The organism is Tenggerimyces flavus (assembly GCF_016907715.1).
GTDB classification, from domain to species: Bacteria; Actinomycetota; Actinomycetes; order Propionibacteriales; family Actinopolymorphaceae; genus Tenggerimyces; species Tenggerimyces flavus.
Genome location: NZ_JAFBCM010000001.1, coordinates 2,620,504 through 2,632,900, shown reverse-complemented (window position 1 = coordinate 2,632,900; position 12,397 = coordinate 2,620,504). Strand labels below are relative to the sequence as shown.

16 protein-coding genes and 1 tRNA gene are annotated in these 12,397 nt (G+C 67.4%); all 17 read right to left on the bottom strand.

Annotated features, from left to right (window positions below; translation table 11 throughout):
• Window positions 1-3: 3 nt before the first annotated feature.
• On the bottom strand, window positions 4-828 hold the full coding sequence (locus JOD67_RS12340) for an MlaE family ABC transporter permease (RefSeq protein WP_307782374.1): 825 nt from the start codon (window positions 826-828) through the stop codon (window positions 4-6).
• A gap of 2 nt (window positions 829-830) precedes the next feature.
• Entirely contained in the window at window positions 831-1,604 is a 774-nt protein-coding gene (locus JOD67_RS12335; RefSeq protein WP_205117578.1) for an MlaE family ABC transporter permease, read from the bottom strand.
• The gene (locus tag JOD67_RS12330; RefSeq protein WP_205117577.1) at window positions 1,601-2,560 is read right to left on the bottom strand and encodes an ABC transporter ATP-binding protein; all 960 of its coding nucleotides are present in this window, start codon (window positions 2,558-2,560) and stop codon (window positions 1,601-1,603) included. The genes JOD67_RS12335 and JOD67_RS12330 overlap by 4 nt, the downstream gene beginning before the upstream one ends.
• A 208-nt stretch (window positions 2,561-2,768) precedes the next feature.
• Window positions 2,769-3,179, bottom strand: a complete 411-nt coding sequence (locus JOD67_RS12325; protein ID WP_205117576.1) for a type II toxin-antitoxin system VapC family toxin — start codon at window positions 3,177-3,179, stop codon at window positions 2,769-2,771.
• A 1-nt stretch (window position 3,180) separates the two neighbouring features.
• The gene (locus JOD67_RS12320; protein ID WP_205117575.1) at window positions 3,181-3,432 is read right to left on the bottom strand and encodes a type II toxin-antitoxin system Phd/YefM family antitoxin; all 252 of its coding nucleotides are present in this window, start codon (window positions 3,430-3,432) and stop codon (window positions 3,181-3,183) included.
• Between the two features lie 316 nt (window positions 3,433-3,748).
• Window positions 3,749-4,141 carry a 50S ribosomal protein L7/L12 gene (gene rplL, locus JOD67_RS12315; protein WP_205117574.1) on the bottom strand — a complete coding sequence of 131 codons (393 nt, stop codon included), beginning with the start codon at window positions 4,139-4,141 and terminating at the stop codon, window positions 3,749-3,751.
• Window positions 4,142-4,201: 60 nt separating this feature from the next.
• Window positions 4,202-4,819 carry a 50S ribosomal protein L10 gene (gene rplJ / locus JOD67_RS12310; protein ID WP_205117573.1) on the bottom strand — a complete coding sequence of 206 codons (618 nt, stop codon included), beginning with the start codon at window positions 4,817-4,819 and terminating at the stop codon, window positions 4,202-4,204.
• A 251-nt stretch (window positions 4,820-5,070) separates the two neighbouring features.
• Window positions 5,071-5,949 (bottom strand): SCO4651 family lipoprotein, encoded by an 879-nt coding sequence (locus tag JOD67_RS12305; RefSeq protein ID WP_205117572.1) that lies wholly within the window; start codon window positions 5,947-5,949, stop codon window positions 5,071-5,073.
• Between the two features lie 291 nt (window positions 5,950-6,240).
• On the bottom strand, window positions 6,241-7,227 hold the full coding sequence (locus tag JOD67_RS12300) for a hypothetical protein (protein WP_205117571.1): 987 nt from the start codon (window positions 7,225-7,227) through the stop codon (window positions 6,241-6,243).
• Between the two features lie 8 nt (window positions 7,228-7,235).
• Window positions 7,236-7,841, bottom strand: a complete 606-nt coding sequence (locus JOD67_RS12295) for a DUF6318 family protein (RefSeq protein WP_205117570.1) — start codon at window positions 7,839-7,841, stop codon at window positions 7,236-7,238.
• Between the two features lie 163 nt (window positions 7,842-8,004).
• Complete coding sequence (locus tag JOD67_RS12290; RefSeq protein ID WP_205117569.1) at window positions 8,005-8,979, bottom strand: hypothetical protein; 975 nt, start codon at window positions 8,977-8,979, stop codon at window positions 8,005-8,007.
• A gap of 12 nt (window positions 8,980-8,991) precedes the next feature.
• Window positions 8,992-9,507 carry a hypothetical protein gene (locus JOD67_RS12285; protein ID WP_205117568.1) on the bottom strand — a complete coding sequence of 172 codons (516 nt, stop codon included), beginning with the start codon at window positions 9,505-9,507 and terminating at the stop codon, window positions 8,992-8,994.
• 249 nt (window positions 9,508-9,756) lie between these two features.
• Window positions 9,757-10,464, bottom strand: coding sequence for a 50S ribosomal protein L1 (gene rplA, locus JOD67_RS12280; protein WP_205117567.1), 708 nt, complete (start codon window positions 10,462-10,464; stop codon window positions 9,757-9,759).
• Window positions 10,465-10,530: 66 nt separating this feature from the next.
• Window positions 10,531-10,959 carry a 50S ribosomal protein L11 gene (rplK, locus tag JOD67_RS12275; protein WP_205117566.1) on the bottom strand — a complete coding sequence of 143 codons (429 nt, stop codon included), beginning with the start codon at window positions 10,957-10,959 and terminating at the stop codon, window positions 10,531-10,533.
• Between the two features lie 39 nt (window positions 10,960-10,998).
• The gene (gene nusG, locus JOD67_RS12270) at window positions 10,999-11,868 is read right to left on the bottom strand and encodes a transcription termination/antitermination protein NusG (RefSeq protein WP_307782373.1); all 870 of its coding nucleotides are present in this window, start codon (window positions 11,866-11,868) and stop codon (window positions 10,999-11,001) included.
• Between the two features lie 95 nt (window positions 11,869-11,963).
• Window positions 11,964-12,221 carry a preprotein translocase subunit SecE gene (gene secE / locus JOD67_RS12265; RefSeq protein WP_205117565.1) on the bottom strand — a complete coding sequence of 86 codons (258 nt, stop codon included), beginning with the start codon at window positions 12,219-12,221 and terminating at the stop codon, window positions 11,964-11,966.
• Window positions 12,222-12,282: 61 nt separating this feature from the next.
• Window positions 12,283-12,355, bottom strand: a tRNA-Trp gene (locus tag JOD67_RS12260).
• Window positions 12,356-12,397: the final 42 nt, after the last annotated feature.

The window sequence follows — 12,397 nt, the reverse complement described above, 5'->3', positions numbered from 1 at the left end:
GCCCTACCCTGCCAGCCGGACGCTCGTCGTGGCACCCCAGATGGCCATCGAGAGCAGCAGGTCGACGACGTTGATCGCGACGATCGACGTTCGCACCGCGCGCCCGACGGCGACGCCCACGCCGGCGGGACCACCCGAGGCGTTGTAGCCGTGGTAGCAGTGGATGAGGATGATCACGACCGCGAAGACGAGCACCTTGCCGAACGACCAGAGCACGTCGTACGGCGGTAAGAACAGGTGGAAGTAGTGGTCGTACGTGCCGGCGCTCTGGCCGTAGTAGCCGGTGACGATCAGCCTGGTGGCGAAGTAGCTGGAGAACAGGCCGATCACGTACAGCGGGATGATCGCGACCAGGCCGGCGATGATGCGGCTGGTGACGAGGAACGGCAGGCTCGGTACGCCCATGACCTCGAGCGCGTCGACCTCTTCGGAGATCCGCATCGCGCCGAGCTGGGCGGTGAAGCCGCAGCCGACCGTCGCGGCGAGCGCGATGCCGGCGATGAGCGGGGCGATCTCTCTGGTGTTGAAGTACGCGCTGACGAAGCCGGTGAAGGCCGACGTGCCGAGCTGCTGGAGGCTCGCGTACCCCTGCAGGCCGACCTCGGTGCCGGTGAAGAACGCGAGGAACGCGATCACGCCGACCGTTCCGCCGATCACCGCGAGCGCGCCGGTACCGAACGTGACCTCGGCGAGCAGGCGCCAGACCTCGCGCCGGTAGCGGCGGATCGTGCGCGGCGTCCAGGCGAGGGCCTTGAGGTAGAAGGAGAGCTGCGCGCCGAGCAGGTCGAGGAGCTTGACCGGCGCCGTTGCCACGTTCCTGATCGCCACGCTCAGCCGCCCTTCGGCGGGACGATCTGGAAGTAGATCGCCTGCATGACGAAGTTGGCGAAGAACAGCAGCATGAACGTGATCACGACGCTCTGGTTGACCGCGTCGCCGACGCCCTTGGGTCCGCCGCCGGCGTTCATGCCCTTGTACGACGCGACCATCGCGGCGATGAAGCCGAACACGAGCGCCTTGATCTCGCCGGCCCACAGGTCGGGGAGCTGGGCTAACGCGGTGAAGCTGGCTATATACGCGCCGGGGGTGCCGCCTTGGAGGACGACGTTGAAGATGTAGCCGCCGATCACGCCGACGACGCTGACGAGGCCGTTCAGGAAGACGGCGACGACCATGGCGGCGAGGACGCGCGGGACGACGAGCCGGTGCAGCGGGTCGATGCCGAGGACCTGCATGGCGTCGAGCTCTTCGCGGATCTTGCGGCTGCCGAGGTCGGCGCAGATCGCTGAGCCGCCCGCTCCCGCAATGAGGAGGGCGGTGGCGATCGGCGAGGCTTCGCGTACGACCGCGAGCACCATCGCGGCGCCGGCGAACGACTGGGCGCCGAACTGCTTGATCAGGCCGCCGACCTGGAGCGCGATGACCGCGCCGAACGGGATCGCGACGAGTGCGGTCGGGACGATCGTGACGCTGGCGATGAACCAGGCCTGTTGGAGGAACTCGCGCCACTGGAACGGCCTGCGGGGGAAGGCGCGGAGGACGTCGAGGGTGAACGCGAACAGCCTCCCGCTCGCCTTGACCGGCGTCGCGGGCGTCCAGGTCACGACATCGCCCCGGCCGTCACCGTCGGCTGGAACGACCCGGGCGGCGGTGCGATGCCGTACGTCGCGCACCACTCCCCGGGCGGGCGTTGGGTGTCTCTGGCGTACCCGTCGGACGGGGTGAGCTGGAGCGGGATCGGCGGCAGCGGCGGCAGCTCCACGCCGGCCGCGGCCTCGGCGGCGAGCTCGTCGGCGTCCTTCTCCTCGGCCATCCCGATCGGCCCGAACCGTTGGGCGTTGAGGAACTGCCTGACGACGGGCTGCTCGCTGCTGAGGAGCATCTCGCGCGGGCCGAACATGGCGAGGTGGCGGTGGTAGAGCAGGCCGATGTTGTCGGGCACCGTGCGGGCGGTGTTGATGTCGTGGGTGACGATCAGGAACGTCGCGCCGGTGTCCTGGCTGAGGTCGACGATGAGCTGATTGAGGAACGCCGTACGGACCGGGTCGAGGCCGGAGTCGGGCTCGTCGAGCAGCATGATCTCGGGGTCGAGCACGAGTGCCCGTGCCAGGCCGGCCCGCTTGCGCATGCCGCCGGAGATCTCGCCGGGGAGCTTGGTCTCGGCGCCTTGAAGACCGACCATGTCGATCTTCTCCATGACGATCCGGCGGACTTCGCTCTCGGACTTCTTGGTGTGCTCGCGGAGCGGGAACGCGACGTTGTCGTAGAGGTTCATCGAGCCGAAGAGGGCGCCGTCCTGGAAGAGGACGCCGAACAACTTCCGGATCTCGTACAGCTTCCGCTCGCTGCACGTCGCGACGTCGTTTCCCTCGATGTAGATGTGGCCTTTGTCCGGTTTGAGCAGGCCGACGAGGCACTTGAGGAAGACCGACTTGCCGGTGCCGCTCGGGCCGAGCATGACGTTGATCTCGCCCTCGGGGAGCGTGAGCGTGACGTCCCGCCAGATCAACTGGCCGCCAAAGGACTTCGTCAATCCCTCGACGCGGACTTCCACCCCCACAACGGACTCCCTTGCGGCCTAGGACGGGTCTACAGGCCGGCCGCCGGACCCTTCGCGCGGGCAACAACCAGCGCTCCCCCGGTGCAGCCCAACGAACCGAAGCAGCAGAGGTTACGCGCCAGTCACTTACCGGTCCAGCCCGGTCTCCCAGGATTTGTGTCCCGCGACGGTCGTTTCCACACATCGCCCGCTTCGTGCGGATGTGGGCTCAGGCCTCGAACGGGTTGAGCAGCCGTACGCCGGTCCGCTCGACGTCCTTCGTGCTGCGGGTGACGAACGTCCAGTCGTGCAGGAGGGCGGTCGCCGCGAGGATGCCGTCCACGACGGGCAGCCGGTCGGGACTGCTCAGCCGACCCCACTCGTCGGCGATGTCGCTGGTCACCGGAACGATGCGATCGGCATAGCTTCTGCGCAGCACCGCCAGCTGCTCGCTGAGCCGCCGCGACCGATGCGGATCTCGCCGCCGAATCGTTTCGACGCCCAGCCGGATCTCGCCGACCGTCAGCGCGCTCAGATAGAGATCATGGGACGACACCTCGTCGTACCAGGCGAGCAGCCGCGGGTCCGGAAGCGACTTCCCGAGCTCGGAGACAACGTTGCTGTCGAGGAGATACGGCACGTCAGTCGTCCGACCGGTCGATCTCCCGCGGATACTCCTCGGGACGCTCCAGGACCTCGTCCGGGAGCTCTGGCATCGTCCTGAGGAAGTCCTTGAAGCTCAGCTCTCCCCCGGTCAGATGTCTGTATGCATTGATGTCGATCAGCACAGCGATCTCCTCCCCATGTTTGGTGACGATCTGCGGCCCGTCCTCCTGCGCTCGACGCAGCACCTCGCTGAAGCGCTGCTTCGCCTCCTGAACCTGCCATCTCATAGACCTGATCGTACTCTGTCCTGTCTAGTCTGGACAGCATAGGCGATTGTCGCCAGACATGCCGAAGGCGGCCACCCACGCTGTGGATGACCGCCCTCTGACGAGCGTTCGTGCTGGTGCTGCCGCGTACTACTTGAGCGAGACGCTGGCACCGGCGGCCTCGAGGGCCTCCTTGGCCTTGTCGGCCTGCTCCCCCTTGATTGGCACCGTCACCTTCTCCAGGACGGGCTTCGGCGCGCCAGACAAGCAGAATGGCGGCCACCCACGCTGTGGATGACCGCCCTCTGACGAGCGTTCGTGCTGGTGCTGCCGCGTACTACTTGAGCGAGACGCTGGCACCGGCGGCCTCGAGGGCCTCCTTGGCCTTGTCGGCCTGCTCCTTGTTCACCTTCTCCAGGACGGGCTTCGGCGCGGCCTCGACGAGGTCCTTCGCCTCCTTCAGGCCCAGGCTGGTGAGGGCACGGACCTCTTTGATGACCTGGATCTTCTTCTCGCCAGCGGCCTCGAGGACGACGTCGAACTCGTCCTTCTCCTCCGGAGCCTCGGCAGCGGCGCCGCCGCCACCCGGACCCGAGGCGGCCGCGACGGCGACCGGGGCGGCCGCGGTCACGCCGAACGTGTCCTCGAACTGCTTCACGAACTCGCTGAGCTCGAGGAGCGTCATCTCCTTGAACGCGTCCAGGAGCTCGTCGGTGCTGAGCTTCGCCATGAGTGGCTTACCTTCCCTTGTTTTCTTGCACTGTCACTTGGTGGCTTGCTGGTACGCGGTTCAGCTCTCGCTGGCTGCGTCGTCAGCGGGGGCGCTCTCCTCGGCCTCGGCCGCAGCCGGGGCGCTCTCCTCCGCCTCGGCCTCGACCGGGGCAGCGCCGCCCTCGGCCTCGACCTTCGCGCGCAGTGCCTCGGCGAGCCGAGCGGCCTGCGACAACGGAGCCTGGAACAGCGATGCCGCGCCCGACAGCGACGCCAGCATGGCGCCCGCGAGCTTGGCGAGCAGGACCTCGCGGGACTCGAGGTCCGCGAGCTTGGTGATCTCGTCGACCTTGAGCGCCTTGCCGTCGAGGACGCCGCCCTTGATCACGAGATTGGGGTTCGCCTTGGCGAAGTCACGCAGTCCCTTGGCGACCTCGACCGGGTCGCCCTTGATGAACGCGATCGCCGAAGGGCCCTGGAGCAGCTCGTCGAGCTCCCCGTAGCCAGTCTCCTTCGCGGCGATCTTGGTCAGCGTGTTCTTCACCACGGCGTAGCTGGCGTTCTCACTGATCGAACGCCGCAGCTCCTTGAGCTGGGCGACGGTGAGCCCGCGATACTCGGTCAAGACCGCGCCGTTCGAGCTCTTGAACTCATCGGTGAGCTCGGCGACCGCGGCTGCCTTGTCCGGCCTCGCCATGGGTCTCCTTCCACTGCACTGGGGTGCCGGCTGCGCGGAAGGACCCGAGAAATGCGAAACGCCCCGCGCGGACGCGCAGGGCGGAGGCGATGCCTACGTACGTTTCCCTGATCACGCCTGCGCTGGCCGCCCACTACTTCTCGCGGGACCTTCGACTGCCCCAGAGGGCAGCAACCGGCGGTCTTTGGCTACGGACCAGAGTACGGGACGGCGGGCGTGGCGACCAAATCGGGGTCGCCACGCCCACCTCCTCAGCCCTTCGGCAGCTTGCCGATCTGGCTGGCCGGCGGAGCACCCAGGTCGAGGGAGGTGCCCCAGTCGTAGTAGACGAAGTCCAGCGGTTCGCCCTCGGTCAGGACCGGGACGACGAGGCGGTGCGGCAGGAAGTCGTCGTCGACATACAGCTCGTACGACAGCGTCTTGACGCCGCGCGAGGCGAGCTGCTGGTACGCGGCCTGGGCGCCGGACTTCAGCTTGGCCAGGTCGGAGAGCTTCACCTCGACCTCGTGCTTGGTGGTCGCGACGCCCTCGACGTCGGCCGCGCTGCTGCTGGTGATCCTGCCGTACTGCAGACCCGCGAGCTGCGCGGTCGGGTCGATGCTCTGCCGCATCCAGGCGAGCATCGCGGCCGTGGCCTGCTCGCTGGAGTTCTTGCTCGCGCTGAGGCCCGCGACGTCGACCCACGGCTTCTTGTCGTCGTCGGTCATGCCGGGGATCTTCATGTAGATCGCGTTCGGCAGCAGGACCATCGCGACCTCGGAGCCCTGCGACACGACCGTCGAGCGGCGCGCGAAGTCCTTCGTACCGAACTCGACCTCGCCCGCGAACTGCTCGAGCTGGGCGTTCTTCTTGGCGAGCTTGATCTTCGCGCTGCCCTTGGCGTTCGCCGCGTCGACCGTCTTCGCCGTCAACGACCGCGCGGTGAGCTTCTCCTTGGGCTTGTCCTTCTTGCGCACCTCGCCGCGCGTGGACCGTTCCGCCGCCTTCGTCGGGGTCGGCTTCGCCACGGCCGCGGGCTTCTCACTGGGCGCAGCCTTGGTCGGCTTCGCGCTGGCCTTGGCGGGCGCCTCGACGGCCACCTGGGCCTTCGGATCGGCTTGTTGGTTGCAGGCCGCCATACCGAACGTCATACACAGGACACTCGCCGTAACGGCAAGTCGTCGCAGTGTCATACGTGAAACCTCCCGGATCTCGGTCTGTTGTCCCCTGCGCCTTCGAACGCGCCTACCCCTACGCGCGCCGCGACCGGGCAACCCCCCACGAATGCCCCGTACGCGTACGGACCCCTAGATGTCGGAGCATCGTAGCGACGCTCCCCCGGACCCTGGGCACCACCCCTTCGCAGGGCGCGACCGCGTGATCACGGAACGAGAAGGCCCGGACCTCCACCAGGAGATCCGGGCCCTTCGAGAACTGAGCGACTACCTATTGCCCAGAACGGGTTCCGACTCGACGATGCTGAACTCCGCCGACTCTCCGTTGATCGGCACTGGCGTCATCGGCTCGTCCACACCGATTCCCTCGACATGGATCTCACCCACCCAGCTTGCGTTCAGGAAGACCCTGTTCCCCGTTATGGCTTCGCGGAACGTATGCGAGATGTAGTGGCCGGGGTTCGTCCGCGGGTCGATGTTCCTGTCGTAGGTGTTGCCCGGGCCTCGACCCGAGATGACCTCCACCGTCTCGCCTCTGCCGTTGACGAACGTCCAGACGTAGTCATCCAGCCATGCTCGGATGGTCCCGATGAACGGTTCCCGGCCACCCTCGACCCTGACCTCGATCTCCACGATGACCGGATCCGTCTGAACGACGTCGTCAGCGATGAGCGGATCGGTCGGGTCGGGGTAGTCGGTCGAGACAATCACCGGCAGGTTGACCAGGCCCTGGGGATCGGGCTTGATCTCCGGGACGGGTCTCGGAAGCTCTTGGAAGACGTTGGCGCTCAGGACCTGCTGATGGATCTCGTCCATCGTGATGACGTCGTCATCGCCAGGCTCATCGCAGTCGGCATCTTTGCCGATCCACGGGCCCATCGTGCCGTCCGGCTCCGGCGTCCGCTCCCATCGGATCCAGGCGAACGTCGGCAGACCCGTTGGCCCGGGAAGATCCGAGCAGTAGATCCCCACGATCTCCGCCGGTGGGCCGGCGCAGGCGTAGTCGGGGTTCCCGTCAGGACAGGTCAGGTCCTTCTGGCTGCTGTACTGGGTCCACGCCAGCAGCGGACCGTCGTTGCCCGGCGCCGGCGTGTCCTCCGGCGCGCGCCAGTAGGCGTTCGCCTCGGAGCTGTACTGCCAGCTGATGCCCGGCCCGGTGGGCGCGGCCTCGGCGGGCTCGGCGAGCCCGGCCTGGCTCAACGCAACGACGGACAGCGCCGCGACGGCGGCGATCAGAATCCTGGCGACGCGCATGTGCTCCCCTAGCTGTAAGACCAGCGAACGACGTGCCACGTGTCACCTGACTTCTTCAGGTGGAAGTTCGAGATATCGGGCTCCGCACCAGCCCGCCCGATGGTCTTGCCCGCCGCGTTGACGACCTTGTACGCGGCAACCGTGCTGTCTACCCGGACGACGACATCGGCGACCGGCGAGTCGACCACGCTGAACCTCGGGTCCTGATACTCACCGCCGACGATCTTCTGGTTCTTGGCGTAGATCCCCTGGATGTAGGCGATCCCGTCCTTACAGGTGGTGCAGCTCTTGTCGAAGACCGCCTGAGCGTCCTTGAAGTCACCCGTGGTCGTGGCCTTGTCCAGGGCGGTCAAAACGTTCTGGACGAACGCTTCGGCAGCCGCCTTGGTCGCGGCGTCGACCTTCCCGCCGCCACCGGTCTCGACCACATCGGTCGGGGTCGGCGCAGCCGTGGGCTTCGCGCTGGCAGTCGCCGAAGGCGTCGGAGTGGGCGTGCTGACCGACTGGGTGGGAGCCGGGGTGTCGAGTGCAGGCGGCTCAGGGCTCCCGCCGCCGCACGCGGTGAGCGTGCAGGCGAGAGCGACCGACGCCGCCAGTCCTAGCGAGAACCGCACGCTCACACCCCTGTTATGCCCCAATGTCCGGTGCCGCACGCTCCGGACCGGGAGCAGCGTAACGGTCCGTAGTTACCAAGTGAAGGCGACCCCGCGATTTTGAGATTTCGGGACCTTCGACGTTGGCATGGCTACAGACGGTTCCCGCCTCGGGGTGCGCCGACTACCTCCTGCCCAGGACCGGCTTGGCCTCCACCACGTTGACCGTGGCGTCGTAGTCGAACTCGATCGGCGGGATCGGCTGGGAGACCATCCCCTCCACGTCCACCTCGCCGGTCCACAGGACGTCCAGATGAACGTTCCAGTCGCCGGTCTGGGTGAAGGTGTTCTTGACGTAGTAGCCGCCGTCGTTGCGAGGGTCGACGTCGGCTGTGTAGTCATGACCTCGGCCGTTGACCGTGTCCGCGCGTCCCTCGAACGTCCAGGTGAACTTGGCCTGAGCCCGGAGCTCGCCGACGAGGTTGCCGCCGGGGCGCGGGATGTCGATCGGGATCGTCAACGTGACCGGGTCGGCGTTGAGGTCCACGCCCGGGATGTTGCCGGGGTAGTCGGTCGAGACCACCACGGGCAGGTTCACCAGGGCTTGGGGGTCTGGGCTGATGACCGCCACCGGGTCGGGGAGGTCCCGGATGATCGAGTAGTCGACCACCCAGGTGCGGATGTCCTCGAGCGAGACCCAGTCCTCGGGGCCAACCTCCACGCAGTCCGTTCCGAGGCCGAGGCCCCCGTCTGTGTCGATCATCCACGGGCCGGGGTTCGCCGGATCCGTCACCTCGCGGGTGAAGCGGGCGTGCGCGAACCAGGGCAGACCGTTCGGCCCAAGCCCGGGCTCGCCGTAGTCAGGCCCGCACCAGGACGTGCCACCCTGCGCCCACGGCGGGCTGCATTGGTGATCGTCGGAGTGCCGGCACACCCATGGCGACCCGACCTCGACGAGAACGGTCGCGGGGCCGCCTCCGCCGCCGCCACCTTCCTCGCCGCCCTCCGGCTCCCGGTAGTAGCCACCGCCTTCTTCGTGGTAGTTCCAGTTGAGGTCACCCGTCTCGGGCACCGCCGACGCGCCAGGGATGGCCGCGACCTGCAGACCCACGACCACCGCGATGGCCGCTCCACCCGCGAGCAGTCTCCAAAGCCGCATAGCGATGCCCCCTCAGGTCCAGGCGATGACGCGCCAGCCCGCCGAGCTCTTGCTGACAAAGAAGTTCGACACATCCGGCTTGGCCGGCTCGTTCTGCACGACTTTGCCCGACGCGTTGTGGACCTTGTAGGCCGCGATCGTGCTCTCCACCGTGATCAGAATCGACTCCCGCCCCGAGTCGCCGACCGTGAAGCGCGGATTGGTGTAGGTGCCGCCCTCGAGACGACCACCATCGCTGTAGATCCGCTCGAGCGACCTGACCGTCGACCGGCAGTCGGCGCACGCGTCGGTGTACAGCTCCTTGACCGCGTCGAACTTCCCCGACAGCGACGCCTGGTCGATGGTCTTGATGAACGTTCGGACGAATGCGGTCGCCTCCGCCGCCACCGCGGGGTCCACCGCGTTCGGCGAGATCGCGTTCTTCGGCTCGCCAGTCGACGTCGCCGCCGGGCTCGGCGGCGCCGAAGTCGGTGGAGCGGTCGGTCCTGGGGCCTGGGTGGACGAGGCGGTCGGCTCAGGGTCGCTCACGGTGGGAGCCTCCGGGCTGGCTCCGCAACCGGCCACGACGAGCGCGGCAGCCGTCGCTGCCGTCAGGAGAACCGAGTACCGCCGCACTTTCACACCCCCATACGTGCCCCACCGGCCGTACACGACGGCCCGAGAGCATCGTAACCGCGGCGACAAAGGGCGTAAACCGGCCAGGACTGGAGCTGTGCACAACGAAAGAGCCGGCCGCCCCCGAGGGGGTAGCCGGCTCTCGGTGTACGAGACCGCGGGTCAGGCGGGGGTCTCTTCGAGCTTCAGCTTGTTCGGGTCGACCAGGATGCCCGGGCCCATGGTCGTGGAGACCGTGATCTTCCGCAGGTACCGGCCCTTGGCCGACGAGGGCTTCAGACGCATGATCTCGTCCACGGCGGCCGCGTAGTTCTCGGCCAGCTGCTGCTCGGAGAACGAGGACTTGCCGATGATGAAGTGCAGGTTGGCGTGGCGGTCGACGCGGAACTCGATCTTGCCGCCCTTGATCTCCGACACGGCCTTCGCCACGTCGGTGGTCACGGTGCCGGTCTTCGGGTTCGGCATCAGGCCTCGCGGGCCGAGGACGCGGCCGAGGCGGCCGACCTTGCCCATCAGGTCGGGGGTCGCGACGACGGCGTCGAAGTCGAGCCAGCCGCCGTTGATGCGCTCGATCAGGTCGTCCGAGCCCACGAAGTCGGCCCCGGCGGCCTCGGCCTCAGACGCGCGGTCGCCGGTCGCGAAGACCAGGACGCGGGCGGTCTTGCCGGTGCCGTGCGGCAGGTTCACGGTGCCGCGGACCATCTGGTCGGCCTTGCGGGGGTCGACCCCGAGCCGCATCGCGACGTCGACCGTCTGGTCGAACTTCGTCGACGTGTTCTGCTTGGCCAGAGCCACGGCCTCGCGGGGACCGTAGAGGACGGACGGATCCACCTTCTCGGCGGCGGCTCGGTAGGACTTGCTGCGCTTCATTGCTGTCTCCTCAAAGACAAAGAGATCGTGGTACGGGCCAGCGCGGCCCTCCCACTGGGGAACGAACTACTTGACCGTGACACCCATCGACCGGGCGGTGCCCTCGACGATCTTCATCGCCGCGTCGATGTCGTTGGCGTTCAGGTCGGGCATCTTGGTCTCGGCGATCTCGCGGACCTGGGCACGCGTCACCGAGGCCACCTTGACGGTGTGCGGCGTCGGCGAGCCCTTGTCCAGGCCGGCGGCCTTCTTGATCAGCTCGACCGCGGGCGGCGTCTTGGTGACGAACGAGAACGAGCGGTCCTCGTAGATCGTGATCTCGACCGGGATCACGTTCCCGCGCAGCGACTCGGTCTGCGAGTTGTACGACTTGGTGAACTCCATGATGTTGATGCCGGTCGGGCCGAGCACCGTACCCACGGGCGGGGCGGGCGTCGCCTGGCCAGCCTGGAGCTGCAGCTTCAGGACTGAAGCGATCTTCTTCTTGGGGGGCATGACGTGTGCGTCCTCTGGTGATGTGAACCGTGTGGTTGCTCAGACCTTCTGGATCTGAGTGAACGAGAGCTCGACCGGGGTCTCCCGGCCGAAGATCTCCACGAGCGCCTTCACGCGCTGCGACTCGGGGTTGAGCTCGGTGATCGTGGCGTGCAACGTCGCGAACGGGCCGTCGACCACCATGACCGAGTCGCCCGTCGCGAAGTCGACGACCTCGGCCTTCTTCTTCTTCGTTTCGCCGCCGGCCTGCTCCTGCGCGGCCTCTTCGATCGCCGGCGCGAGCATCTTCTCGACCTCTTCGAGGCTCAACGGCACCGGCTGGTGCGCGTGCCCGACGAAGCCGGTCACCGACGGGGTGTGCCGAACGGCTGCCCACGACTCGTCGGTGAGGTCCAGGCGTACGAGGACGTACCCGGGCAGAACGGTCCGCCGCACCATCCGGCGCTGGCCGTTCTTGATCTCCGCGACCTCCTCTTGCGGAACGACTACCTCGTAGATGTAGTCCTCCATGTTGAGGCTCTGGATGCGGTTCTCCAGGTTGGCCTTGACGCGGTTCTCCATGCCGGAGTACGTGTGAATGACGTACCAGTCGCCGGGCTTGGAACGCAGTGCCTCGCGGAACTCCTCGAGCGGGTCCCCGGCGGGCGCGTCGATGTCCGCGGCCTCGTCGGAGTCCGCCGCCTCGTCGGAGTCCTCAGCGTCATCGGAGGCGGCAGCGTCGTCGGAGGCGACGGGGGCATCAGCAGCAGCGGCGTCCAGCTCTTCCGAGGTCGTCTCGGCGTCGGAAGCTTCAGGAACATCCGTGGCGTCGGAGGCGTCGGTCGCACCCTCGGCCAGGTCGGTCGCGACGGCAGACTTCTGCTCGTCCTGACCCTCCGGGTCGCGGATCTGGTCGTCCCAGTCGGACACTTGTGACTCTCCGTTTTCTCTCTCGCGTAGCCTTCGCTGCTCGCTGGGCGGTCAGCAGTTTGTTCGTTGCCCGCCCGCGACGTCGACAAGAACCGTCAGCCGAAGACCTTCAGCATCAGCCAGCCGATCCCCAGGTCGAGGAGCGACACGATCCCGATGATCGCGAGCACGAACACCAGCACGACCGTCCAGTAGGTGATGAGCTGCTGGCGGGTCGGCCAAATGACCTTGCGCAGCTCGGCAACCACCTGGCGGTAGAACAGGCCGACACGAGCGATGGGACCGCCGCCGTCACCCGACTTCTCCGGGCGGGCACGCTCCGGGGTCGCCGTAGACCCGCGCGTCTCCGTCACTGTTCATCCTCACCGTGGTCGTCGATCAGGCTTGGCTCCCACTCGGGCGAGCCGGAGCCGGCAGGGCAGGAGGGACTCGAACCCCCAACCTGCGGTTTTGGAGACCGCTGCTCTACCAATTGAGCCACTGCCCTACGGCAGTCCAGGCACACCAACTAACGGTGCAGGACCACCAG

What these genes read in the sequence shown, in the direction of transcription:
- JOD67_RS12320 (WP_205117575.1), bottom strand. Translation starts at nt 3,432, where the DNA reads ATGAGATGGCAGGTTCAGGAGGCGAAGCAGCGCTTCAGCGAGGTGCTG.
- rplL (WP_205117574.1), bottom strand. Translation starts at nt 4,141, where the DNA reads ATGGCGAAGCTCAGCACCGACGAGCTCCTGGACGCGTTCAAGGAGATG.
- rplJ (WP_205117573.1), bottom strand. Translation starts at nt 4,819, where the DNA reads ATGGCGAGGCCGGACAAGGCAGCCGCGGTCGCCGAGCTCACCGATGAG.
- JOD67_RS12305 (WP_205117572.1), bottom strand. Translation starts at nt 5,949, where the DNA reads ATGACGTTCGGTATGGCGGCCTGCAACCAACAAGCCGATCCGAAGGCC.
- JOD67_RS12300 (WP_205117571.1), bottom strand. Translation starts at nt 7,227, where the DNA reads ATGCGCGTCGCCAGGATTCTGATCGCCGCCGTCGCGGCGCTGTCCGTC.
- JOD67_RS12290 (WP_205117569.1), bottom strand. Translation starts at nt 8,979, where the DNA reads ATGCGGCTTTGGAGACTGCTCGCGGGTGGAGCGGCCATCGCGGTGGTC.
- rplA (WP_205117567.1), bottom strand. Translation starts at nt 10,464, where the DNA reads ATGAAGCGCAGCAAGTCCTACCGAGCCGCCGCCGAGAAGGTGGATCCG.
- rplK (WP_205117566.1), bottom strand. Translation starts at nt 10,959, where the DNA reads ATGCCCCCCAAGAAGAAGATCGCTTCAGTCCTGAAGCTGCAGCTCCAG.